The sequence below is a fragment of the Microbacterium arborescens genome (genome assembly GCF_049707515.1).
GTDB classification, from domain to species: Bacteria; Actinomycetota; Actinomycetes; order Actinomycetales; family Microbacteriaceae; genus Microbacterium; species Microbacterium arborescens_B.
This window is the reverse complement of record NZ_JBNAFI010000001.1, coordinates 716,163-739,490: the sequence shown is the minus strand read 5'-3', so window position 1 is coordinate 739,490 and position 23,328 is coordinate 716,163. Positions and strand designations below refer to the sequence as shown.

At 69.8% G+C, this 23,328-nt stretch carries 25 protein-coding genes and 1 tRNA gene; 15 read left to right on the top strand and 11 right to left on the bottom strand.

From position 1 onward, the window contains the following. Positions 1 to 15: 15 nt before the first annotated feature. The 3 genes from ACPYN5_RS03340 (at position 16) to ACPYN5_RS03330 (ending at position 2,935) form a co-directional block, all read left to right on the top strand. The gene (locus ACPYN5_RS03340; protein ID WP_091503198.1) at positions 16 to 708 is read left to right on the top strand and encodes a response regulator transcription factor; all 693 of its coding nucleotides are present in this window, start codon (positions 16 to 18) and stop codon (positions 706 to 708) included. A gap of 142 nt (positions 709 to 850) precedes the next feature. Beyond that, positions 851 to 2,512 (top strand): sensor histidine kinase, encoded by a 1,662-nt coding sequence (locus ACPYN5_RS03335; RefSeq protein WP_424447683.1) that lies wholly within the window; start codon positions 851 to 853, stop codon positions 2,510 to 2,512. Between the two features lie 135 nt (positions 2,513 to 2,647). Further along, positions 2,648 to 2,935, top strand: a complete 288-nt coding sequence (locus ACPYN5_RS03330; RefSeq protein ID WP_424447553.1) for a WXG100 family type VII secretion target — start codon at positions 2,648 to 2,650, stop codon at positions 2,933 to 2,935. Positions 2,936 to 2,993: 58 nt separating this feature from the next. On the opposite strand, the gene groL is transcribed toward ACPYN5_RS03330, so the two are convergent. From groL to ACPYN5_RS03305, 5 genes are all read right to left on the bottom strand, one after another. Then, entirely contained in the window at positions 2,994 to 4,613 is a 1,620-nt protein-coding gene (gene groL, locus ACPYN5_RS03325) for a chaperonin GroEL (protein WP_424447552.1), read from the bottom strand. 173 nt (positions 4,614 to 4,786) lie between these two features. Further along, positions 4,787 to 4,990, bottom strand: a complete 204-nt coding sequence (locus ACPYN5_RS03320; RefSeq protein WP_424447551.1) for a cold-shock protein — start codon at positions 4,988 to 4,990, stop codon at positions 4,787 to 4,789. A gap of 121 nt (positions 4,991 to 5,111) precedes the next feature. Continuing rightward, positions 5,112 to 5,696: a LytR C-terminal domain-containing protein gene (locus ACPYN5_RS03315; RefSeq protein WP_424447550.1), complete on the bottom strand. Its 585-nt coding sequence runs from the start codon at positions 5,694 to 5,696 to the stop codon at positions 5,112 to 5,114. 29 nt (positions 5,697 to 5,725) lie between these two features. Next, positions 5,726 to 5,968, bottom strand: a complete 243-nt coding sequence (locus tag ACPYN5_RS03310) for a DUF3263 domain-containing protein (protein WP_424447549.1) — start codon at positions 5,966 to 5,968, stop codon at positions 5,726 to 5,728. 9 nt (positions 5,969 to 5,977) lie between these two features. After that, the gene (locus ACPYN5_RS03305; RefSeq protein WP_424447548.1) at positions 5,978 to 6,973 is read right to left on the bottom strand and encodes a DUF2332 family protein; all 996 of its coding nucleotides are present in this window, start codon (positions 6,971 to 6,973) and stop codon (positions 5,978 to 5,980) included. Between the two features lie 66 nt (positions 6,974 to 7,039). Between ACPYN5_RS03305 and msrB the strand changes: the two genes are divergently transcribed. Further along, positions 7,040 to 7,447 carry a peptide-methionine (R)-S-oxide reductase MsrB gene (gene msrB / locus ACPYN5_RS03300; protein WP_424447547.1) on the top strand — a complete coding sequence of 136 codons (408 nt, stop codon included), beginning with the start codon at positions 7,040 to 7,042 and terminating at the stop codon, positions 7,445 to 7,447. Beyond that, positions 7,444 to 7,980 (top strand): nitroreductase family protein, encoded by a 537-nt coding sequence (locus ACPYN5_RS03295; protein WP_424447546.1) that lies wholly within the window; start codon positions 7,444 to 7,446, stop codon positions 7,978 to 7,980. The genes msrB and ACPYN5_RS03295 overlap by 4 nt, the downstream gene beginning before the upstream one ends. 7 nt (positions 7,981 to 7,987) lie before the next feature. Here ACPYN5_RS03295 and ACPYN5_RS03290 read toward each other — a convergent pair whose 3' ends face one another. Next, a complete protein-coding gene (locus ACPYN5_RS03290) occupies positions 7,988 to 8,257 on the bottom strand; it encodes a helix-turn-helix domain-containing protein (RefSeq protein WP_424447545.1) in 270 nt (89 codons plus the stop codon). A 56-nt stretch (positions 8,258 to 8,313) separates the two neighbouring features. Between ACPYN5_RS03290 and ACPYN5_RS03285 the strand changes: the two genes are divergently transcribed. The 5 genes from ACPYN5_RS03285 (at position 8,314) to ACPYN5_RS03265 (ending at position 13,893) form a co-directional block, all read left to right on the top strand. Next, positions 8,314 to 8,679 carry a helix-turn-helix domain-containing protein gene (locus ACPYN5_RS03285; RefSeq protein WP_424447544.1) on the top strand — a complete coding sequence of 122 codons (366 nt, stop codon included), beginning with the start codon at positions 8,314 to 8,316 and terminating at the stop codon, positions 8,677 to 8,679. Beyond that, positions 8,669 to 9,097 carry an ImmA/IrrE family metallo-endopeptidase gene (locus tag ACPYN5_RS03280; protein WP_424447543.1) on the top strand — a complete coding sequence of 143 codons (429 nt, stop codon included), beginning with the start codon at positions 8,669 to 8,671 and terminating at the stop codon, positions 9,095 to 9,097. The genes ACPYN5_RS03285 and ACPYN5_RS03280 overlap by 11 nt, the downstream gene beginning before the upstream one ends. A 94-nt stretch (positions 9,098 to 9,191) precedes the next feature. Beyond that, entirely contained in the window at positions 9,192 to 10,244 is a 1,053-nt protein-coding gene (locus tag ACPYN5_RS03275; protein WP_424447542.1) for a 3-oxoacyl-ACP synthase III, read from the top strand. Between the two features lie 8 nt (positions 10,245 to 10,252). Further along, positions 10,253 to 12,922 (top strand): alpha/beta fold hydrolase, encoded by a 2,670-nt coding sequence (locus tag ACPYN5_RS03270; RefSeq protein WP_424447541.1) that lies wholly within the window; start codon positions 10,253 to 10,255, stop codon positions 12,920 to 12,922. Continuing rightward, a complete protein-coding gene (locus ACPYN5_RS03265; protein ID WP_424447540.1) occupies positions 12,919 to 13,893 on the top strand; it encodes an NAD-dependent epimerase/dehydratase family protein in 975 nt (324 codons plus the stop codon). Before ACPYN5_RS03270 ends, ACPYN5_RS03265 begins: the two co-directional genes overlap by 4 nt. Before the next feature lie 12 nt (positions 13,894 to 13,905). Here ACPYN5_RS03265 and ACPYN5_RS03260 read toward each other — a convergent pair whose 3' ends face one another. Further along, positions 13,906 to 14,856, bottom strand: coding sequence for a DMT family transporter (locus ACPYN5_RS03260; protein WP_424447539.1), 951 nt, complete (start codon positions 14,854 to 14,856; stop codon positions 13,906 to 13,908). A 99-nt stretch (positions 14,857 to 14,955) separates the two neighbouring features. On the opposite strand from ACPYN5_RS03260, the gene ACPYN5_RS03255 reads away from it, so the two are divergent. The 3 genes from ACPYN5_RS03255 to ACPYN5_RS03245 all read left to right on the top strand — a co-directional run bounded on the left by ACPYN5_RS03255 (position 14,956) and on the right by ACPYN5_RS03245 (position 16,078). Further along, positions 14,956 to 15,231, top strand: coding sequence for a hypothetical protein (locus ACPYN5_RS03255; protein WP_424447538.1), 276 nt, complete (start codon positions 14,956 to 14,958; stop codon positions 15,229 to 15,231). 105 nt (positions 15,232 to 15,336) lie between these two features. Further along, the gene (locus ACPYN5_RS03250) at positions 15,337 to 15,654 is read left to right on the top strand and encodes a hypothetical protein (protein WP_424447537.1); all 318 of its coding nucleotides are present in this window, start codon (positions 15,337 to 15,339) and stop codon (positions 15,652 to 15,654) included. Positions 15,655 to 15,718: 64 nt separating this feature from the next. Continuing rightward, positions 15,719 to 16,078: a hypothetical protein gene (locus ACPYN5_RS03245; protein WP_424447536.1), complete on the top strand. Its 360-nt coding sequence runs from the start codon at positions 15,719 to 15,721 to the stop codon at positions 16,076 to 16,078. A 70-nt stretch (positions 16,079 to 16,148) separates the two neighbouring features. Here the strand turns inward: ACPYN5_RS03245 and ACPYN5_RS03240 are convergent. Both ACPYN5_RS03240 and ACPYN5_RS03235 read right to left on the bottom strand, forming a co-directional pair. Further along, positions 16,149 to 16,221, bottom strand: a tRNA-Thr gene (locus tag ACPYN5_RS03240). Between the two features lie 63 nt (positions 16,222 to 16,284). Further along, on the bottom strand, positions 16,285 to 17,256 hold the full coding sequence (locus tag ACPYN5_RS03235) for a DsbA family protein (protein WP_424447535.1): 972 nt from the start codon (positions 17,254 to 17,256) through the stop codon (positions 16,285 to 16,287). A 267-nt stretch (positions 17,257 to 17,523) separates the two neighbouring features. On the opposite strand from ACPYN5_RS03235, the gene ACPYN5_RS03230 reads away from it, so the two are divergent. Further along, positions 17,524 to 18,627: an ABC transporter ATP-binding protein gene (locus tag ACPYN5_RS03230; RefSeq protein WP_424447534.1), complete on the top strand. Its 1,104-nt coding sequence runs from the start codon at positions 17,524 to 17,526 to the stop codon at positions 18,625 to 18,627. 85 nt (positions 18,628 to 18,712) lie between these two features. Further along, positions 18,713 to 20,017 (top strand): DUF4032 domain-containing protein, encoded by a 1,305-nt coding sequence (locus ACPYN5_RS03225; RefSeq protein WP_424447533.1) that lies wholly within the window; start codon positions 18,713 to 18,715, stop codon positions 20,015 to 20,017. Positions 20,018 to 20,038: 21 nt separating this feature from the next. On the opposite strand, the gene ACPYN5_RS03220 is transcribed toward ACPYN5_RS03225, so the two are convergent. Then, positions 20,039 to 20,677, bottom strand: coding sequence for an NAD(P)-dependent oxidoreductase (locus ACPYN5_RS03220; protein ID WP_424447532.1), 639 nt, complete (start codon positions 20,675 to 20,677; stop codon positions 20,039 to 20,041). A 54-nt stretch (positions 20,678 to 20,731) separates the two neighbouring features. Then, positions 20,732 to 23,182, bottom strand: a complete 2,451-nt coding sequence (locus ACPYN5_RS03215; protein WP_424447682.1) for a glycogen/starch/alpha-glucan phosphorylase — start codon at positions 23,180 to 23,182, stop codon at positions 20,732 to 20,734. Positions 23,183 to 23,328: the final 146 nt, after the last annotated feature.

Below are 23,328 nucleotides of genomic sequence, written 5' to 3'. Positions count from 1 at the left end.
TGCCAGTATGGGCTCATGACAGCACCGCGCATCCTCGTCGTGGACGACGAACCGAACATCCGTGACCTGCTGATCACCGGGCTGAAGTTCGCCGGCTACCAGGTCCGCGCCGTCGGCAACGGCGCACAGACCATCTCGGCCGTGCTCGAGGAAGAGCCCGACCTGATCGTGCTCGATGTGATGCTGCCCGACATGAACGGGTTCAGCGTCACCAAGCGGCTCCGCGGCGCGGGCTACACCGCACCCATCCTGTTCCTCACCGCCAAGGACGAGACCGAAGACAAGATCGAGGGGCTGAACGCCGGCGGCGACGACTACGTCACCAAACCCTTCAGCCTCGACGAGATCGTGGCCCGCATCCAGGCCATCCTCCGCCGCACCATGCAGGCCGACGAGGAGTCGATCATCCGCTCGGGTGAGCTGACGATGGATCAGGACACCCACGACGTCCAGGTCGGCGACGTCTCGATCGACCTGTCGCCCACCGAGTTCAAGCTGCTGCGCTACCTGATGCTCAACCCCAACCGTGTGCTCAGCAAGGCGCAGATCCTCGACCACGTGTGGGAGTACGACTTCAACGGCGACGCCGGCATCGTCGAGAGCTACATCTCGTACCTGCGCCGCAAGATCGATCCGCACTCCTCCGAGCCGCTGATCCAGACCAAGCGCGGTTTCGGATACATGCTCAAGGCCGACAAGTCGGCCTGACCCGCGCGAGCGCAGACGGCTGAGCGATTCCGCGAACGACAGCGTCACCCGGTGGTGGCGCGGCATCAGCCTGCGCACGAAGGTCACCGGGGTGATCGTCACCCTGCTCGCGATGGGGCTGATCGCGGCGGGCGTCGGCACGATGGTCTTCCTCCGCAACGCCCAGGTCGCGGCGCTCGACGGCAGTCTGCGGTCGCTGGCCCCCACCGATCTGGCGAGCACGGTGATGGATGTCACCGTCGAAGACGGGATCGCCCTCTTCGAGGCCAAAGCCGCGCCGCCTCCCACGAACTTCGTCGTCGCGATCTACAGCTTCGACGGCGAGCTGCTCTCGGTCGCCGGTGGCCCCGAGGCCATCCGGCCGGAGCTGCCGGCATCTTTCGCCATGGATCGCACCATCGTGAAGGGGACGGAGCCGTTCGAGCTCGCTGCTCGTCAGGGGACGGGCACCTTCCACGCGAGCGTCGACGTCCTGCAGCCCGACGGATCACGGGAGAGCTATACCCAGCTCGTGGCGCTCCCCCTGACCTCGGTGACGCAGACGGTCGCGAACTTCATCAGCATCTACACGATCATCGCCGCGCTCATCCTGGTCGCCGGCGCCCTCGGCACCCGATGGCTCGTCACCCTCACCTTCCGCAGTCTCGGTCAGGTCGAGGAGACCGCGATGACGATCGCGGCGGGCGATCTGAGCCAGCGCATGGGCGACATCTCCCCCGGCACCGAGGTCGGCAGACTGAAGATCGCGATCAACGCGATGCTCGATCGCATCGACGCCGCGCTCGCCCAGCGCGATGCCACCGTGCAGCAGATGCGGCGGTTCATCGGCGACGCGAGCCACGAGCTGCGCACCCCGCTCGTGACGGTCCGCGGCTACGCCGAGCTGTACCGCATGGGTGCCATCACCGATGCCGAGCACACCGCGCAGTCGATGGAGCGCATCGAGAAGGAGGCCGTGCGCATGAGCGGGCTCGTGGAGGACCTCCTGGCCCTCGCGCGCCTGGACGAGCGCCGCGACGTGGCCATCACCCCCGTCGACCTGCGTCCGATCGCCCGCGACGCCGCGCTCGACACGCGCGCCGCCGCACCCGAGCGCGAGGTGTCGGTGATCGAGTTCTCGGACGAGACTCTCACACTCGAGCTGCCGCCCGACGAGGGGACGGATACCGCAGCGAAACGCCCGGGCAGCGGTCGCAACCGCACCGGTCAGACGCTCTCGCGGCTCCGTCGACGACCGCGCGAGGAACGCACGCCACGTTCCGCTGCGTCGAAGGGCGCTGCGTCGAAGGCCGCTGCGTCGAAGGATGCCGACACCGGCCCCGTGGCGGCGGCCCCCGACGCGCCGCCGCTCCTCCAGCCGGCGGAGCCGCCCCTCGTGCCGGTCGTTCTCGGAAACGAGAACCGCATCCGCCAGGTCGTCACGAACCTCATCGGCAACGCCCGCCGGTACAGTCCCGAGGGCACCCCGATCGAGATCGCCGTCGGGCTCGATCGCACGGCCCGGATGGGGTGGATCTCGGTGATCGACCACGGTGAAGGCATCCCCGAGCCGCTGCGCGAGAAGATCTTCCAGCGATTCTGGCGGGCCGACACCTCCCGCACGCGCGAGACGGGCGGGTCGGGCCTGGGGCTGTCGATCGTTGCGTCCATCGTCGAGGCACTTCACGGCTCGATCGAGGTCCAGGGCACGCCCGGGGGCGGAGCCACCTTCCGCGTGTCGTTCCCCCTCGCCGACCGTCGCGAGGCGGCGGAGCACCTCTGGATCGAGACGCAGCCGTTGCCGCGTCTGCGCGACGAACGCTGAGGACGTCGCCCTCGCCGCTCCTCCCCTGTGGAGGGCCGGCCCGCGCTCTCCCCCGCTCGCTCCGACGGTCCGCGCCGCCACGGGTGCCGCTCTACGGTGGCGGCATCCGATCGAACACGACGCAAGGAGAGCCACATGGCCATCTTCTCCATCGACAGCGACGCCGTGGCCGGCGCCACCGCCGCCATCCGGGCCACCTCGGGACGCATCGAGAGCGACACCGGCGCCATGATGGCGCAGCTGACGCAGCTGCAGGGATCGTGGACCGGCACTGCCGCGCTCGCCTTCCAGTCCGTCGTCGAGCGGTGGCGCGTCGCTCAGCGTGAGGTGGAGGCAGCCCTCGGCGACATCGGTTCGGCCCTGGATGCCGCAGGCCAGCAGTATCTGCACGCCGAGGCGACGGCGGCGGGCATGTTCCGCTGAGGCGTCCGGGAAACGCAGAACGGCCCCTCCCGAAGGAGGGGCCGTTCTGTGTGATGGATCAGAAGTCCATGCCACCCGTGGGGTCGCCCGCGGGAGCCGCGGTCTTCTCGGGCTTGTCCGCCACGACCGCCTCGGTCGTGAGGAACAGGCCGGCGATCGACGCAGCGTTCTGCAGCGCGGAGCGCGTCACCTTGGCGGGGTCGATGATGCCCTGTGCGAACAGGTCGCCGTACTCGCCCGTCGCGGCGTTGAGGCCGTGACCGATCTCGAGCTCGGCCACCTTGTTGGCGACGACGCCCGGCTCGAGGCCGGCGTTCAGAGCGATCTGCTTGAGCGGAGCCTCGATCGCGACACGCACGATGTTGGCACCGGTCGCCTCGTCGCCCGTCAGCTCGAGGCCGGCGAACGCGTTCTTGCCGGCCTGGATCAGCGCGACGCCACCACCGGCGACGACACCCTCTTCCACAGCGGCCTTGGCGTTGCGGACGGCGTCCTCGATGCGGTGCTTGCGCTCCTTGAGCTCGACCTCGGTGGCCGCGCCCGCCTTGATGACGGCGACGCCACCGGCCAGCTTCGCGAGGCGCTCCTGGAGCTTCTCGCGGTCGTAGTCGCTGTCGGTGTTGTCGATCTCGCGGCGGATCTGGGTCACGCGACCCTCGAGCTGAGCCGCGTCGCCGGCACCCTCGATGATCGTGGTCTCGTCCTTGGTGATGATGACCTTGCGAGCACGGCCGAGCAGGTCGACGGTCGCGTTCTCGAGCTTGAGGCCCACCTCTTCGGTGATGACCTGGCCGCCGGTGAGGATCGCGATGTCCTGCAGCTGAGCCTTGCGACGGTCACCGAAGCCGGGAGCCTTGACGGCAGCCGACTTGAAGATGCCGCGGATCTTGTTCAGCACCAGCGTCGCGAGCGCTTCGCCCTCGACGTCCTCGGCGATGATGAGGAGCTCCTTGCCCTCCTGGATCACCTTGTCGACGATCGGCAGAAGGTCCTTGATGTTCGAGATCTTCTGGTTCGCGATGAGGATGTACGGGTCCTCGAAGACCGCCTCCTGGCGCTCCGGGTCCGTGACGAAGTAGGGGTTGATGTAACCCTTGTCGAAGCGCATGCCCTCGGTGAGCTCGAGCTCGGTGCCGAAGGTGTTCGACTCCTCGACGGTGACGACGCCTTCCTTGCCGACCTTGTCGATCGCCTCGGCGATCAGCTCGCCGATCGAGGCGTCAGCGGCCGAGATCGATGCGGTCGCAGCGATCTGCTCCTTGGACTCGACCTCCTTGGCGTCGGCCAGAAGCTGGTCGGTGATGGCCTTGACGGCCTTCTCGATGCCCTTCTTGAGCGAGATGGGGTCGGCGCCGGCTGCGACGTTGCGCAGGCCCTCGCGGACGAGCGCCTGAGCGAGAACGGTCGCGGTCGTGGTGCCGTCACCAGCGACGTCGTCCGTCTTCTTGGCGACCTCCTTGACGAGCTCCGCGCCGATCTTCTCGAACGGGTCGTCGAGCTCGATCTCCTTGGCGATCGAGACGCCATCGTTCGTGATCGTGGGGGCGCCCCACTTCTTCTCGAGCACGACGTTGCGACCGCGGGGGCCGAGCGTCACCTTGACGGCGTCAGCCAGCGTGTTCAGGCCGCGCTCGAGGCCACGGCGGGCCTCTTCGTCGAAAGCGATGATCTTTGCCATGTGTGTGTCGTCCCTCCCGGACGGTGGAGAACAGTCATTAGCACTCAACGAACGTGAGTGCTAAAGCCATTCTGGCACTCGCCCATGGGGAGTGCAAGCCGCCCGACATGTGAACGACGCGCAAACGACAGAGCGCGCCACGATCGTGGCGCGCTCTGTCGTGGTGACGCGGATCAGGCGAGCAGACGCACCGATTCCGCCTGCGGACCCTTCTGGCCCGACCCCACGGTGAACTCGACGGCCTGCCCCTCCTCGAGCACGCGGAATCCGCTCATCTCGATGTTGGAGTAGTGGACGAAGACGTCCTGTCCCTCGTCGACGGTGATGAAGCCGAAGCCCTTCTCGGCGTTGAACCACTTCACGGTGCCCTGTGTCATGCGAATCTCCTGATGCTGTCCGACAGCGTCATCGTAAGCAGGGCGTTCCGCTCGATTCCGCGGTTCCGCCCACTGTTGACACGGCTGCATCGAGAACTTCACGCGCGTGAAACACGGGGCCTCACTCCGTGGCGCCGCCGCCGCCCGCGCGGTCTGCGCCGATCACGATCGTGAGCTGCTTGCCGGGCGCTCCGTCGGCGGTCGCCGGTCCGGGATAGGCATCGCTCATCTCGACCGCCGCGCCCCCGATCACCTCGGCGAGGCCACGGGCCGCGCCCTCGTCCTCCGGTGCGAGGTAGTAGATGGTGGTCGCCGCGAAATCCTCCGCGCCGGCCTCCCCGGCGTCGACGACATCCTCACTCCACCCCGCGTCCACGACGGTGTCGCGGACCGTGTTGGCGAGCCCCCGCTCAGGAGTGGCGTTGAGGATGAGCACGGGGTACGACGTGTCGACCACCGGGTCGGCAGCGACCGGCGCCTCCGCAGCCGGCGCACCCGACTCCGCCGTGGGAAAGAGCGCGACGCGCCCGGTGACGAGGAGAGTGCCGAAGATGCCGGCCGCGACGAGGACGAGCACCGCGACCGCAGCCCAGAACAGCACGACTCCCGGACGCAGTCGCGGGTTCTCGGCGCGATGCGCGCCCACCCGCGCGGTGTCGGCGGGCAGCTCGTCGAAGCGGTCCTTCGGGTATGTCGTTGTCGGCACGGAGGAATGCTATCTGCCGAAGCTCCGCGTCACATGGCCGCGCGGTCGGCACGCGATCGCTCGGCGGCGGTGCGCATGCGCCGCAGCCGGTGAACGAGCATCGGGTCGTGCGAGAGGGCATCCGCCGAGTCGATCAGGCGACCGAGCAACTGGTAGTACCGCGCCGGACTCAGCGACAGCTCCGCGCGCACGGCCTCTTCCTTCGCGCCGCTGTGCGCACCCCAACGAGCCTCGAACTCGAGGAGCGAGCGGTCGCGATCGGAGAGTGCCACGCCCCCACGCTACGACCGGATGCGCTCCGAGCCGGGACGCCACTCCCACCACCGCCCGAGCGGATCGGCTGCCGCGTCGATCTCGCCGTCGAGCGCGACCGCGAAGCCCCCGCGCCAGTCGGACCCGACCTCGCCCGCCCAGCCGTCGTGGACACCGGGGTCGTCGATCGTGAGCCACCGCCCGAGGCCGCGCGCGCGCTCGATCACCTGCGCGCGTCGCTCCCTCGGAATGTGGACGAGAACGCCCGGGGTCGTGATGACGAGCGTCGCATCGGCGGGCGCGAGGGCCGCGACATCCGGAAGCAGGTCGAGCGCGTCGCCGGCGAACAGACGTGGCGGGTCGGATGCCGCCACCGCGGCCGCCGCGCGGATGCGTTCCGCACGGCCGGTCTCGCCGGGCCACACCAGGCGCGCCAACCAGTCGACGTCGCGTGGGTCGCGAACATCGAGCGGCGCGAGATCGATGCCCGCGCGCCAGACCACCTCGGGCAGTCGCACCCGCGGCATCCGTTCTCCGCGCACCTCGCTGACCAGCTCGACGTCGGACGCGCCCTCGCGCGGATCGAGCCGCGCCTCGCCGGGCTCGCCCACGTAGCGGTACGAGTAGCGGTCGGGATACAGGCAGAGTCCGGCGCTCGCTCCGACCTCGAGGAGGGCGATCGGCCCCTCGATACGCGAGAGCGTCGGCAGCATCGCCGCGCACCGCAAGGGCTCGTTCGTCTGCACCGAGCGCGCGAGGCTCTCGGAGACGACCGCGTCGGCGTGCTCGATCACCCACGAGGCCCACGCCGCCGCATCGACGTCGCCCGACCCGAGCAGCCGGCACACCGCGAACACCAGCGGTGGCTGACGCCGCTCGGCCGGAAGCCGTGAGAGCACCTGCTGCAGGGCCGGGTCGTCGACGACGCGCCGAGCCCACGCGGCGTACACCTCCGAGCGTCCGGGCGCCTCGGCGACGGCGAAACGCCGGTAGCGCTCGATCACGGCGGCGTACTGATCGGACATGAGGCCATTCTCCGGGAACACCGACCCCCAACGTCTAGTTGAATAGGACGAGGCGAAGGAGCAGACATGACCTATTCCGTGAACAAGACCGACGAGCAGTGGCGCGAAGAGCTCACCCCCGAGCAGTACGCCGTGCTGCGGCAGGCCGGCACCGAGCGCGCCTGGACCGGCGAGCTGCTGGATGAGAGCCGCGCGGGTCTCTACGCGTGCGCCGCCTGCGGGTCCGAGCTCTTCCAGAGCGGCACCAAGTTCGACTCGCACTGCGGGTGGCCGAGCTTCTACGAGTCGGTGCGGCCCGAGGCCGTCGAGCTGATCGAGGACCGGTCGCACGGGATGGTGCGCACCGAGGTGCGCTGCGCGAACTGCGGCTCGCACCTGGGGCACGTCTTCCCCGACGGTTTCGGCACGCCCACCGGCGACCGCTACTGCATGAACTCGCTGTCGCTGTCGTTCACTCCCGAGCAGGAGAAGTGACCGGCGCTCTCGAGGCTGCCACCGCACGCCGGTCCTGGTCCAAGGTCACCGACGAGGCGCCGAGCCATGACGAGCTCGTGCGCCTCGTGTCGGCGGCGGGCCGGGTCGCCGACCACTCGTCGCTGCGGCCGTGGCGGCTCATCGAGATCCGGGGCGACCGACGCGTCCGGCTGGGGCGCGCGTTGAACAAGGCCGAGGGCAAGCGCGGCGTCTCGACCAAGCCGTTGCGGGCGCCGCTGCTTCTCGCCGTCGTCGTCAGCTACAGCAAGAAGAGCAAGGTGCCCCGCTGGGAGCAGGAGGCCGTAGCATCCGGCGTCGCGCACATGCTGAGCCTGCTGCTCGATGAAGCCGGGTGGGGCGTCTTCTGGCGCACCGGCGATGCGACGCGGGCCAAGGCCGTCGCCAAGGCCCACAAGCTCGGCAAGCGGGAGGAACTGCTCGGCTGGCTGTACGTCGGCGGCAAGCCCGTCGGCCGTGACTCCGGGCGGCGCAGGACCATCGACGGCGAGGCGTTCCTGACGCTCATGCCTTGAGCGTGAGTCAGGTCGGAGGCTGCTGGGCAGAGTGCCCCCGCCGCGGTGACGGACGGGTGTCGTCGAGGAGCTCGGTCATCTCGACGTCCAGCGCGTCCGAGATGCGCGCAAGCTCTTCGATCGACATCGCCGAGGGACGGCGCGTGTGCAGCCGACGTGCCAGCGTCCGCATCGGGATGCCGGTCGCCTCGGCCAGCCACTCCTGCGTCCGCCGTTCATCGGCGAGTACGGCGCGGATGGATCGGGCTACTCGGACGCTTAGCAAACCGTCTGCCATATGGCAACCTTATTGACACTATTGCCACATGGCAATAGCTCTGCCAAACTTGGCACGTGCCCACAGGAAAGACCCCGCAACCCGGTCCGCTCAGCCGACACATCGCGAGCCTGCTCACTGCCGAGATCGCCCGGCGCGGGCTGCGTCAGACCGACATCGCCGCCGAAGCGGGCATGTCGCCCTCGCAGCTCTCGCGCGTGCTGTCGGCGCAGAAGGTGTTCACGATCGACCAGCTCGACTCCGTGTGCCGTGCCATCGGAATCCCGATAGCGCAGGTGGTCGTGCTGCCCGGCCGCCAGCCTCGTCGCGGCCGCGGCGGCGGCGACATCCCGCGCATCGATGTCGGTCCCTCGCGCGATACTGAGCGGGCGGTGGCCAGAGCGCCACAAGACGACCGCGGAGGGGATGACGGTGACGGATGACGAGCTGCTCGACACACTCGACCTCCTCGGCGTCCGCCTGATCGTCACCGACCTCCCGTCGGATCGAGACGGCGAATACGAGCACGACCTGCGCGTGATCCGGCTCCGCCCGGGGATGGCCCGCCGACTCCACCGCTCGGTGCTGGCGCACGAGTGTGCTCACGCCGTGCACCGCGACGTGCCCCTGCGCGACCCGCACCACATCGAGCGGCAGGAGAGTCGTGCCGACGAATGGGCCGCGCGGGCGCTGATATCGGTCGACGACTACGCCCGGGCCGAGACGATCCACGGCGGGCACGTCCAGGCGATGGCCGTCGAGCTCGACGTCACCGTCGACCTGGTCCGCGCGTTCCAGCGCACGCTGCTGCAGTCCCGCGCGTGGGCGGTCGCAGCGGCCGAGACCGGGGTTCCGGGTTAGCACAGCCGTGCGCATGCAGCCGACCGCATGAGCAGAGACGTAAAATCAACGGATGCCCGGATGCGCCTCGAGCGCTGGTCGGAGGCAGACGCCGATGGCCACCGGAGACACCGCGGGAGTCCCATTGCACGGAAACGCCACCACTCGCTACGACGACGTCGCCCTCCTCTCGGTCGCGAGTGTCCTCCCGTCCCGTGTCACGTCGTCCGACGCGATCGAGGAGCGGTTGTCGGATGTGCTGCGACAGCTCAAGCTCAAGCCCGGTCTGCTGCGCCGGGTCGCCGGCGTGAACGAGCGGCGCAACTGGGCGGCGGGCGAGTCCTCCGACGACGCGACGATCGAAGCCGGCAGACGGGCTCTCGCCGAAGCGGGTGTGCGGCCCGACCAGATCGGCCTGCTCATCAACACGTCGGTGTCGCGCAAGCATCTCGAACCCTCGGTCGCCGTACGGCTGCACCATGGGCTCGGTCTTCCGACGTCGGCCATCAACTTCGACGTCGCCAACGCGTGCCTCGGCTTCATCAACGGCATGACCCTTGCCGCGGGGATGATCCAGTCCGGCCAGATCGACTACGCGATCATCGTCAACGGCGAGGATGCCGACGAGATCCAGGTCAACACCGTCGACCGGCTCAACCGCGGTGGACTGGGCCGCGATGGCTTCATGAGCGAGTTCGCCTCACTGACCCTGGGGTCCGGCTCCGCGGCCGCTGTGCTGGGGCGTGCCAGCGCGCATCCCGACGGGCATCGCATCGTCGGCGGCGTGACCCGCGCGGCGACGCAGTTCCACGAGCTCTGCGTCGGCAGCGTCGACGGCATGTTCACCGACGCCAAGGCTCTCCTCAAGGGCGGACTCGCACTCGTCGTCGACGCCTGGAAAGAGGCGCAGGCGACGTTCTCGTGGTCGTCGATGGACCGCTACGTGACGCATCAGGTCTCTTCGGTGCACACCAACGCCATCGTGAAAGCCGTGGGGCTCGACCGTCGCCGCGTCCCGGTGACGTATCCGCACCTGGGCAACGTCGGACCGGCATCCATCCCCATCACCCTCGACGCCGAGCAGTCGACCCTTCGACGCGGCGACCGCGTGCTGCTGATGGGTGTCGGCTCGGGCCTGAACACCAGCATGCTGGAGCTCGCCTGGTGATCCCCGCGGTGCCGGAGGTCTTGCCCGGAGTCGAAGCGGGCGTCTCGACGACCCTCGTTGTCAGCGGTGCAGCAGCCGACGCCGGCGCGCGACGTCGCTGGCACCTGCTCGACACGGGTCCGCTGCTCGAGCGCGAGGGCATCTCGCCCGTCGGAACCATCGTCGCCGTCCACGGGAATCCGACCTGGTCGTACCTGTGGCGCGGGCTCGTCGCCGCATCGCTCGATCGCGCACGGCGGGGCGGCGCGGCGTGGCGCATCGTCGCCGTCGACCAGCTCGAGATGGGGTACTCCGAGCGCACCGCGCTGACGCGCGGACTGCCGCAGCGCATCGCCGACCTCGACGCGCTCATCGACGAGCTCGACATCACCGGCACGCTCGTCACCCTCGGTCACGACTGGGGCGGTCCGATCTCGCTCGGATGGGCGGTGCGAGAGCGCGACCGCGTCGCTGCCGTCGCCGTCCTCAACACCGCCGTCCATCACCCCGCCGGGATGCCGCTTCCTGCGGCCCTGCGCGTGGCAGGAGCGCGCTCGCTCCTCGCGGCGACCACCGTGAAGACGACGGCGTTCCTCGACACCACGCTCGCTCTGGCCGACCCGTCGTTGGCCCCCGAGGTCCGCGCCGCCTACCGCGCGCCCTACGCCACGCGTGAGCTGCGTCGCGGCATCGGGGCGTTCGTGGCCGACATCCCCGCGACGCCCGAGCATCCGAGCACGCCCGCACTCGACGAGCTCGCGGGCGGCCTCGTCGACCTGACGGTCCCGGCACTGCTGCTGCGCGGACCGCGCGACCCCGTCTTCGGCGAGCATCACCTCGAGGATCTCGCCCGCCGGCTCCCCCACGCCGACGTGCACCGTTTCGAGCGAGCGGGCCACATGCTCGCCGAGGAGCGTCCCTACGGTGACCTCGTCCTCGACTGGCTCGACGAGAAGGGCGTCGCTTCGGGCGGCGCTCCGAAGGACGGAACGTCGTCGCGCGAGAAGGGGCCCGGCGCGGAGGACGGACTCGGAACCGGGGCCGACGATTCATCCTTCGTCCCGATCTGGCAGCGCTTGTACGACCGTCGCGACGACGACGACACCGCCGTGGTCGATCTCACGAGGCGGACGGCCGGCGGACCGCTGGATGTCAGCTGGCGCGAGCTCGCCGAGCGGGTCGACCAGCTGGCCGCCGGTTTCGCGAGCTTCGGCATCCGCCGCGGCGACCGTGTCTCGCTCCTCGTTCAGCCCGGTCCGACGCTCACGGCCGTGCTCTACGCGTGCCTGCGCATCGGCGCGGTCGTGGTGGTCGCGGACCGGGGTCTGGGCATCCGCGGGCTCTCACGGGCCGTCCGCGGCACCGAGCCCGCGTTCGTCATCGGCGAGCAAGCCGGTCTCGCCGCAGCTCGCGCTCTCAACTGGCCGGGCCGCCGGATCTCCGCCCCGAACCTTCCGGGCCCGGCGGCGCGCGCCCTCGGTGTCGAGGCGAGCCTCGCCGAGATCGCCGCGTCGGGCGCACGAGGCACCCTGCCCGCGCCGCCCGCGGGTGACGACGTGGCGGCCGTGCTGTTCACCTCGGGATCCACCGGTCCCGCGAAGGGCGTCGTCTACACGCACGCGCAGCTCGCCGCCCTGCGCGACGCGCTCGGCGGGCACTTCGACGTCACCCCCGACATTGGGCTCGTAACCGGTTTCGCGCCCTTCGCGCTGCTGGGCCCGGCGCTCGGCACGCGCTCGGCCACGCCGCGCATGGACGTCTCCGCCCCTCGCACCCTGACGGCCGCCGCCGTCGCCGAAGCGGTCCGCGCCTCACGCGCACGGATCGTGTTCCTCTCGCCGGCCGCGATCGCGAATGTCTGCGCCACGGCCGACGGCCTCAGCCCGGACGATCGTGCGGCCCTCGCGCAGGTGCGCACGTTCCTCTCGACCGGCGCGCCCGTGAGCATCGATCTGCTGCGGCAGGCGCACGAACTGATGCCCGGCGCGGAGGCGCACACCCCCTACGGCATGACCGAGTGCCTGCTGGTGACCGATGTCACCCTCGACGAGCTGGAGCGCACACAGCACTCCCCCGACGCCGGAATCTGCGTCGGCACACCGATCGGTACCGGCACGGTCCGCATCTCCGCCCTCGACCGCGACGGACGGGCAACGGGAGACCTCTCCGAAGCCCGGGACGTCACCGGAGAGATCGTCGTCTCGGCCCCGCACCTCAAGCGCGGCTATCACCGTCTCTGGGCGACCGACCGTGACGCCGTGCGCGGCACCGAATCGCAGCCCGGCCGCTGGCACCGCACCGGTGATGTCGGCCATCTCGACGCCGAGGGTCGCCTCTGGGTCGAGGGCCGACTTCCCCACGTCATCGTCACGAGCTCCGGTCCGGTCACACCGGTCGGGCCCGAGCAGCAGATCGAGCAGCTCGACGGCGTCCGTCGCGCTGCCGTCGTCGGCGTCGGACCGCGCGGCCGCCAGGTGTGCGTCGCGGTCGTCGAGACGGACCCCGCGGCGCGCCGGCCCGATCTGGCGTCGCCGCAGCTGACCGAGCGCATCCGCGCGGCATCCGAGACTCCCATCGCTGCCGCCCTCGTCGTCTCGACGCTGCCGACCGACATCCGCCACAACTCCAAGATCGACCGGTCGCGCCTCGCCGCTTGGGCGGACCGCGTGCTCGCGGGCGAGAAGCCGAGCGCCCCGTGATCGTCCTCGCGACCGGCACCTCGGGCTTTCTCGGGCGCGCGGTCGTCGGCGAGCTGGTCGCCGCCGGGCACGAGGTGCGCACCCTGCAGCGACGCCCCTCGGGCGTGGCCGGCGCACGCGACATCCTGGGCTCGATCACGGATCCGGCGGCCGTCGCTTCGGCCGTGGCGGGAGCGGATGCCGTCGTGCACCTCGCCGCGAAGGTCTCGCTCGCGGGCGATCGCCGTGAGTTCCACGACGTCAATGTCGGCGGCACGACCGCGCTGCTGGATGCCGCCGCGGCAGCCGGGGTGTCGCGTTTCGTGCAGGTCTCGTCGCCCTCCGTGGCCCACGCCGGGTCGGCGCTCGCGGGCGCGGGTGCCGATCCCGCCGATCCGGTCCACGCTCGGGGTGAGTACGCCCGGACGAAGGCCGAAGCCGAGCTGATCGCTCTGACGCGCGACAATGACGCCATGCGTGTCGTCGCCGTCCGCCCGCACCTGGTGTGGGGTCCCGGAGACCCGCAGCTCATCGAGCGCGTCGTCGCCCGAGCGCGTCGACGCACGCTTCCGCTGCTCAACGGCGGCACGGCGCTCATCGACACCACCTACGTCGACAACGCCGCGTCGGGCATCGTCGCGGCGCTGCACCGGGCGGATGCCGTCGGCGGTCGCGCCTATGTGCTGACGAACGGCGAGCCGAGGCCCGTCGGTGACCTGATGGCCGGAATCTGCCGTGCAGCGGGCGCTCCCGAGCCGCGACTGCGGCTACCGGCTGCCGTGGCGCGGGCGGCGGGTGCGGCCGTGGAGAAGATCTGGGAGATCCGTCCGGGCGCGGACGAGCCGCCGATGACGCGGTTCCTCGCGGAACAGCTCTCCACCGCCCACTGGTTCGACCAGACGGCGATCCGCCAAGATCTGCAGTGGACCCCGACCGTGTCGATCGACGAGGGGCTCTCCCGGCTCGCGCAGCACTACGCCGCGATCCGCTGACGGACGCTCCTCTCAGCGGGCGCGACGCCGCCAGGGCACGACGGCGATGACGACGCCGACGAAGGCGACCGCCGCCGCTACCGACGCCGTGAACAGCGACGGACCGGCGGGGGGCGGTGCGATCGCGTCGAGCACGATCGAGGCGGCCAGCAGCCCCACGACGGATCCGAGGCCCAGCAGCAGAACACCCGTCCGCTTGACGAGAGCCGCCGAGATGACGATGTAGACGACGCCGATGACGCCGCCCAGATACATCCACGGCTCGGCCCGCAGCGTCGGCATCCCGTTGATCGCGACGCTCACCGCGGCGGCGATTCCGAGCGCAATCGAACCGCCGGCGAAGTTCACCACCGTCGTCGAGAGCGGGCTGCCGAGCTCCTGCCGCAACCGGCCGTTCGTGCCCTGCTGCCACGCGATGCCGGCACCGGCGATGACCGGCAATGCCAGCATCCACCAGGCCACGGGTTCGCCTCGCTGACCGAGCGCGCACAGCACGACGCCGACGACCGCCAGCAGACCGCCGACGAGACGCGGCACCGTCACGGCGACGACACCGGCCGGGCCGTACCCCACTCGGTCGAGGATCAGCCCGCCCGCCGTCTGCCCCGCCACGAGCCCGACCGTGAACAGAGCGACACCGATGGTGGCCACGGTGAATCCCTGCGTCGCGACCGTCACGGCGCCGGCCAAGCCGCCGAGCAGCATCCAGATCGGGATGCTGCGTCCCGCGCCCGCGGCGAGCAGGCGCAGACCTCGCCTTCCGGCGGATGCGGACACCGTGATCAGGAGGATCAGCGCCAGGCCGCTTCCGAAGGAGATGGCCGCCGCGAGGAACCCGTCGCCGATCGCAGCGCCGAGGGCACCGTTGATTCGCGCCTGCACGGCGGTGAGCACCCCCACGAGTACCGCTGCCGCGAGTGCCGCTCCGAGCTGCAGCGCCGGGGGTCGATTCTGATCGGTCACTCTGTCAATCGTGCATCAGGAGCCCGCGAGGCACGAACCGACCCGCCCTGCACTCGGCCCCCGACGGCTGGCGAACCGGACCCCACGTAGGCTGGAGCCATGTTCGTGGGCACCATCCGTCGCGTCGAGAACACCTCGGTCGAACTCGCGGGGCACTCGCTCGAAGAGATCCGGGAACTGGCGCGGGCGGCGACGCCCGAAGGCTTCGATCTCGTGTCGGCTCCCGTGCAGATGATCAAGGGAAGCACCGAGTTGAAGGCGACCGCGACCTACCAGCGCCGCGACGGCCTCCGCGACATCGAGGCGGACGACCGGGGCGCCCTGCTGGCGAAGGTTCCCGAGGGCTGGCAGCTCGTCAATATGCGCAAGCACTGACACCGCCCCGCGTCGCCGGGCCTGCGGACCGCCCCGGTCCGATGCGCGCCGGGATGTCGTCGGGCCATGGCAGTCTCTGGGCCGGGGAGAGGAGAACCCGGTCACGTGGGGACGAACAAACGCTACGCCGACGCGATCGACCGTCGCGCGGATGAGCGCACCCAGCACGTGTTGATGCGCATCCCGCCGTGCACCATTCCGATGCAGGCGTACGGGCCGCGTCCGCTCGAATGGCCCTCCAGCCGTCCGGCGGTATGGGCATGGGTGTCCTGGCCGCACAAGCCCGCCGAGCGCGTCGCGGCGATCGCGCACGGCTGGAACGACCGCGTCGTCGTCGTGCACTGGATGAGCCCAGCCGGCGAGCTCAACACGGTCGTCTGGCGCTACGCGGTGACGAGACGCACCGTCCAGACACCCGGTTAGCCCGCGTCTCCCCCGTTGGCAACCCCATGACGTATCTCGGCCTGGGGTGGCATCGTTCCTCCCGATGCGTTACGTGAAGTACGGGAGCGAGACCTTCATCACCAGCGACGCCGTCGCACGCGCGTTGCTGGCGCTCACCGCGAGTGTCGCGGCGACCTCGGGCAGCGAGGTCGTCACCATCCTCGCCCTGGAGCCCGGAGCGGCAGAGCCGGCCCAGGTCGAACTCGTGATCGGCGCCGGCATCCATATCCTCTCGCGCCCTGCGCCCGACGCGGTCCCCGAGCCGGACTTCGAGGATGCCGTCGGCTGGCTGCAGCTGCATCCCGACTACCCGCGCCACGCGTCGGAACCGGGCACCTCACCGGTGGACGACGACCTCGCACCGTGGACCGACGATTTCGGCGGGGCGATCGACATCATCTGAGCGGCCGCGGCCGCCCTCCGGTACGACGAAAGGCCCCCGATCCGGATGTCCGGGAGGGGCCTCCGCTCGGAGCCGACTACGGGACTTGAACCCGTAACCCCCGTATTACAAGTACGGTGCGCTACCAATTGCGCCAAGTCGGCAAGGCGTCCAGTCTATCGACCGACGCGCGCCGCACAGAAACGCCCGCGACGCCGCGACCGGCGTCAGGATGCGGGAGCGGCGGTGGGCGTCGGAGTCGGGGTGGGCGCGGACTTGTAGTACGCGTCGCTCGCGGTCGTGAGCACGAACTGCGAGAACTCGGCGGGGTCGCTCAGGTCGCCGATGTACTGCTTGCCGTTGACGAGCACCATCGGGGTGCCGGTCAGCGACAGACCGTCGGTGTCGGGGATGCCCGCGACGGCGCGCTCGGTGGCCGACTTCGCCCACGCGGCGTACGAGCCCGATTCGATGCAGTCGCGGACGACGCGGGTGGAGTCGACGCCGGATGCCTGCGCCATGTTGGCCAGCTCGGTGTCGGAGTACCCGTCGGTGTCGACCTCGGGCTGGCGCGTGAGCAGCTCGTTGTTGAACGCGAAGAAAGCGTCGGGCGCGTTCGTCGCGACGCAGGCGGCGGCGCTGGCCGCGCGGAGCGAATACTTCGTCCCGTTCGACTTGGCCGTCAGCATCGCGACCGGGTAGTAGCTGAGCGTGACGGCGTCGTCGTCGACCCACGAGGTGAGCTGCTGCGCGTTGGCGACCTGCCAGTCACGCGCTCCCGCGGAGAGGTAGTCGACGTACACCCGGATCTCGACGGGCGGGGCCGCCGTGGTGGTCGGCTCGGGAAGGGCTTCGGCGGGCGTCGCAGCGGCGGCATCCGGCGCAGGCTCGGCGGGCGCTTCGGCTCCGGCAGCGATGTCGGTGGACACGGAGCTGCTGATCACGTCGGCCACGACGAAGCCGTCGTCGGAGGCGGCGGGCTCGAGCTGCGGGTTGTCGCCGGCGCTCGAGACCGACCAGGTGACTGCGACGGCGGCGGCTGCGACGACTCCGACGGCCAGCACGCCCAGTCCCGAGCGGCGGGCGATGCGCGCACGCGACTGCCGGGTGTGGACCTGGAGCGCCTTCTCACGCACCGCCTCACGACGGTCGGTGACTGCCGGTGATTCGGGAGCGTCAGGAGTGTCGTCAGAAGACATGGAACCTCGGGGACAGAAGAAGGGTGAGGGCCGAGCGATGAGCTCGCGACGGGCTTCACGAGTCACTCGATGGTAATCAGCCAGCCTGGGAAAGCCCAGAGCAACGGGGATCCCGCGTTGCCGGTGCACGCTCACGCATCCCGCGCACGCTCACGGCCACGCGCGTGCCATACTGAGATCGCGCCCGATGAGGGGCGTACGGGGGCGACCCCGTTCCATTCACTACGGATCGTCCGGCACGTACCTGCCGGTGAAGGAGAAGAAACGATGGCGACTGTCACTTTCGACAACGCAACCCGTCTGTACCCCGGTGGCACCCGCCCCGCGGTCGACAAGCTCAACCTCGAAGTGGGCGACGGCGAGTTCCTCGTCCTGGTCGGCCCCTCCGGCTGCGGAAAGTCCACCTCGCTGCGCATGCTCGCCGGCCTCGAAGAGGTCAACTCGGGCAGCATCCGCATCGGTGAGCGCGACGTCACCGACGTGCCCCCGAAGGACCGCGACATCGCGATGGTCTTCCAGAACTACGCGCTCTACCCGCACATGACGGTCGCCGAGAACATGGGCTTCGCGCTCAAGATCGCCGGCGTCGGCAAGGAAGAGCGCGCACAGCGCGTGCTCGAGGCCGCCAAGCTCCTCGACCTCGAGGAGTACCTGACCCGCAAGCCGAAGGCCCTCTCGGGTGGTCAGCGTCAGCGTGTCGCGATGGGCCGCGCGATCGTCCGCAAGCCCCAGGTGTTCCTCATGGACGAGCCGCTGTCGAACCTCGACGCCAAGCTCCGCGTCCAGACGCGCACCCAGATCGCTTCGCTGCAGCGCAGCCTCGGCGTCACCACGGTCTACGTCACGCACGACCAGACCGAGGCCCTCACCATGGGCGACCGCATCGCGGTTCTCAAGGACGGCGTCCTGCAGCAGGTCGGCACCCCGCGCGACCTGTACGAGAAGCCGAACAACGTCTTCGTCGCCGGCTTCATCGGCTCGCCCGCCATGAACCTGTTCACGGCTCCGCTCGCCGAGGGCGGCGTGCAGTTCGGCACGAAGGTCGCGGGCATCGAGGCCGACACGCTCGGCAAGGCGCACGGATCGACGGTCACCATCGGTGTCCGCCCCGAGGACATCATCGTCAACCCGGAGGACGGCCAGGGCCTGACGGTCGACGTCGACCTGGTCGAGGAGCTCGGTGCTGACGGCTACCTCTACGGCCACACCGACATCAACGGCAAGCGCACCGACATCGTCGCGCGCGTCGACGGCCGCCGTCACCCCAACGCGGGCGACAAGGTCGTCCTCGCCCCCGTCACCGGACACATCCACGTGTTCGACGGCGAGACCGGCGAGCGTCTGACCGACAGGGCCATCGCCTCGGCCTGATCCGGTATCTTCGTACGCTGCGGCGCGGGTGGCCTCTGGTCGCCCGCGCCGCAGTCTTTGCGCCTCACATCCGATCGGAGAACCCGTGACCGCTTCGCTCTCGATCACCGCAAGCAGCGTCGACCCGGGTCTGCTGGCCCTGCCCTGGTCGACGACCCTGGCCGACTGGTCGACACCCGACATCGTCCACCTGCCCAAGGGCATCTCGCGGCACCTCGTGCGTTTCGCGAATCTGTCCGGCCGCGTCGTGGCGATCAAGGAGACCACGGCGACGATGGCACGTCGCGAGTACGAGATGCTCGGGTCGCTGCAGCGCCTGGACGTGCCCTGCGTCGAGCGCGTCGCGGTCATCGACGGTCGCCGCGACGAGAAGGGCGAGGAGCTGCCTGCCGCCCTCGTCACGGCGCACCTGAAGTTCTCTCTCCCCTACCGCGCCCTCTTCACGCAGGTCCTGCGTCCCGACACGGCGACACGTCTGGTCGACGCTCTCGCCGTCCTCCTCGTGCGCCTGCACAACGTCGGGTTCTTCTGGGGCGACGTCTCGCTGTCAAACACGCTGTTCCGTCGCGACGCCGGCGCCTTCGCCGCCTACCTCGTCGACGCCGAAACCGGTGAGCTGCACGAGCGCGCGCTCACCCGCGGCCAGCGCATGCACGACCTCGACATCGCCCGCACCAACATCGCCGGCGAGATCATGGACCTCGAAGCCGGCGGCCGGCTCGAGGGCGGCGTGGATGCGGTCGCCATCGCCGACGGCATCATGTCGTCGTACCACTCGCTGTGGGCGGCGCTGACCGACCAGGAGTCGTTCGCGGCGAACGAGTCGTGGCGGATCACCGAGCGCGTCCAGAAGCTGAACTCACTCGGTTTCGACATCGGGGAGATGTCGATCGACGCCGCGAGCGACGGCACGCGCGTATCGATCCAGCCCAAGGTCGTGGATGCCGGCCATCACCAGCGCCGGCTGCTGCGCCTGACGGGTCTGGATGTCGAGGAGAACCAGGCGCGGCGCCTCCTCAACGACCTCGACGAGTTCAGCGCGCGCGTCTCCCGGCTCGGGTCGAACGAGGAGATGGTCGCCCACGAGTGGTTGACCCGCGTGTTCGAGCCGGTCGTCCTCTCGGTGCCGTGGGATCTCCGCGCCAAGCTCGAGCCGGCTGAGCTCTTCCATCAGGTGCTGGAGCACCGCTGGTACCTCTCGCAGACCGAGGGGCGCTCCGTCCCGCTCGCCGAGGTGCTGTCGTCGTACATCGAGAACGTACTGCGTCATCGCCGCGACGAGGCCACGGTGATGGGTCCCCCGACCGAGACGATGTCGGTGCCGATCGTCACCGACTCCGTCCCGGTCGACGACGACGAGGCCGAGGTCGACTGGCGCGACCTCGTCTGAGACGAGGCGCGCGGCCGCCGGTCAGTAGCCGACGGTGAAGCGCTCGCGCACGTGCTTGGGGTTCTCGATCTCGTCGACGACCGCGATGGCGAAGTCGGCGCCCGAGATGAACGAGTCGCCGTTGTCGTCGGTCACGAGAACGTCACCGCCATCTCGGTAGTGGCCGGTGCGCTCCCCCGGGTTGTACGAGCCGAAGCCGCCGGCGGGATGGACGAAGAACCAGTCGCGGCCGCTGTCATCCGCCTGCAGGTCTTCGAGCACGCCGATGGCCTCGAGGGCTTCGTCCTTGAACTCCTCGGGGAACCCGCTGTCGATCAGGCGCGGGCCGCCCGGCGCGACGAGACTGCCGCCCGCGCCACCGACGACGCCCACGCGCACGTTCTCGGGAAGTGCGGCAACCAGCAGCGCCGTGTTCGGCCGCACCTGTCCCTGCATGTCTCCGCGGGGCGCGACCGCCGAGACGACGACATCCACGCCTTCGAGCTGCGCGACGAGCGCCGGTACGTCGAGCAGCGTGCCCTCCATGTAGGTCGCGCCCTCGACCCGCTCCGCCGGCACCTTTCGCGCGATCGAGACGACCGTGTGCCCGCGCGAGACGGCCTCGCTCACGATGTGGCTGCCGGCGTAGCCGGTTCCTCCGATGACGGCGATGCGTGCCATGGCTGTTTCCTCCGTTGGTAGTGCCATCTCGGCCGGGCCTGCGCCCGAGGCCGGTCAGCGAGCGGGCTGGGTGTGCCAGATCCGTTCGCTGTAGTCGCGGATCGAGCGATCCGACGAGAAGAAGCCCGTGCGGGCGACGTTGAGGATGGCCGAGCGCGTCCACGCGTCGCGGTCGGCGTAGGCGGCATCCACTCGCTCCTGGGCCGCGATGTACGACGTGTAGTCGGCGAGCACCATGAAGCGGTCGTCGTAGAGCAGGTTCGACACGATCGGCTCGAACGTCGACCGGTCGCCGCCCGAGAACGTCCCCGACCCGATCAGATCGAGCGCCCGGCGGAGCTCGTCGTCGGCCTGGGCGAACTCGCCGGGTCGGTAGCCCGCGGCCCACAGGTCCTCGACCTCGGGTTCGCTCATCCCGAACAGGAAGAAGTTGTCGTCGCCGACGAGCTCCCGGATCTCGACGTTCGCCCCGTCGTCGGTGCCGATGGTCAGCGCGCCGTTCAGAGCGAACTTCATGTTGCCCGTGCCCGACGCCTCCTTGCCCGCAAGCGAGATCTGCTCGGAGAGGTCGGCGGCGGGGATGACTCGCTCGGCGAGGGTGACGTTGTAGTTCGGCGGGAACACGACCTTCAGTCGTCCCTCGAGCCGCGGGTCGTTGTTGACGACCGTGCCGACGGCGTTGATCAGGTGGATGACGCGCTTGGCCATCGCATACCCGGGCGCCGCCTTGGCGCCGAAGATGAACGTGCGCGGCTGCAGCTCGGATGCCGCCACCCGGCCCGACACGACGCGCTCGTACAGCGTCACGATGTGCAGCACCTTGAGCATCTGACGCTTGTACTCGTGCAGGCGCTTGACCATGACGTCGAGCAGGTGATCGTCGGCGATCTCGAAGCCGTCGCGCTGGAGCAGCACGTCGTTGAGGCGCCGCTTGTTGGCGGCCTTCACGTCGGCGAACGCGGCACGGAAGTCGGGATCTTCGGCGTACGATTCGAGTTCGCGGAGGCGCTCGAGGTCGGTGAGCCAGCCGGTGCCGAGCGCCGCCGTGATGAGCTCGGAGAGCTGCGGGTTCGCGAGCCGCATGAACCGGCGCGGGGTGACCCCGTTCGTCACGTTCGTGAACTTCTCGGGCATCATCTCGTCGAACTGGTGCAGCACCTTCTCACGGAGCAGCTGCGAGTGCAGCTCGGCGACACCGTTCACCTTCGCGCCGGCGACCGTTGCGAGGTAGGCCATGCGCACCGCGCGGTGCTCCGACACGATCGACATGTCGCGCAGGCGCTGCTCGTCGTCGCCGAACCGGTCGCGCACCCGCAACAGGAACTCGTCGTTGATGCGGTAGATGATCTCGAGGTGTCGCGGCAGCAACCGGCCGAGGAGCTCGACCGACCAGACCTCGAGCGCCTCCGGCAGCAGCGTGTGGCAGGTGTAGGCGAAGCACTTCTGGGTGATCGCCCACGCGTCATCCCAGTCGAGCTTGCGCTCATCGACCAGCACGCGCATCATCTCGGGCACCGCGATGACGGGGTGGGTGTCGTTGAGCTGGAAGATCACGCGCTCGGGGAGGTCTTCGAGGTCGAAGTCCTCGGGCAGCACCTTCGTCATGTAGTCGGCGAGGGATGCCGCGACGAAGAAGTACTGCTGCTGCAGGCGCAGCTCCTTGCCCTGCGGGGTCGAATCCTCGGGGTACAGCACCTTCGAGATGTTCTCGGCGAAGGTCTGAGCGCGCACCGCCTCGACGTAGTCGCCGCTGTTGAAGGTGCGGAGGTCGAACGCCTTCGTGGCCTCGGCGGTCCACAGGCGCAGCGTGTTGACCCGGCCGTTCTGATAGCCGGGGACCATGTAGTTGTAGGGCACGGCGCGCACGCTCCAGGCGGGCACCCAGCGGCTGCGGATGACGCCGCCGTCGTCGTACGTCTCGGTGTGGCCCGCGAACGAGACGGTCTGCGCCGCCTCGGGGTGGCGGAACTCCCACGGCGATCCGAGCGCCAGCCAGGCATCCGGCTTCTCGATCTGCTCGCCGTCCTGGAACTCCTGCCGGAAGATGCCGTACTCGTAGCGGATGCCGTACCCGATGCTCGGGACGCTGAGGGTGGCGAGCGAGTCGATGAAGCAGGCGGCGAGCCGGCCGAGACCACCGTTGCCGAGCCCCGGCTCGACCTCGTGGGCGCGCATGGAGTCCATGTCGATCCCGCAGGCGGCGAGCGCCTCGGTAGCGATGTCGGTGAGGCCCGACGCGAGCAGGTTGTTGTCGAGCTGGCGGCCCAGAAGGTACTCCGCCGAGAGGTAGCAGACGGCCTTCTCGGGGTCGGCGCGCTGCCGCCGCTGGTCCTCGAGCCAGCGTGCGACGAGGTAGTCGCGGACCGTCGCGGCGAGCGCCATGTACTTGTCGGTCTCGGTGGCCGACGAGAGCGCGACGCCCCGGTCCATGTTCAGGTTCAGCAGGAACTCACGGACGAAGCCGTCGACGGTAACGGGGGGCGTCGCCACCGGGGCGAGCGCCAGCGGGTGGGTCGCCGCGGTCGTCCGCGAACCGGGAGTCTTGTCGTTCTCGCTCACCGTTCGAAACTACCCGCTCGATCGTGATCGCGTGGGGTCGCCTCGAGTCGACCGACCGGAATTTACAGGAAGGTCATCACCCGGTCACAGCC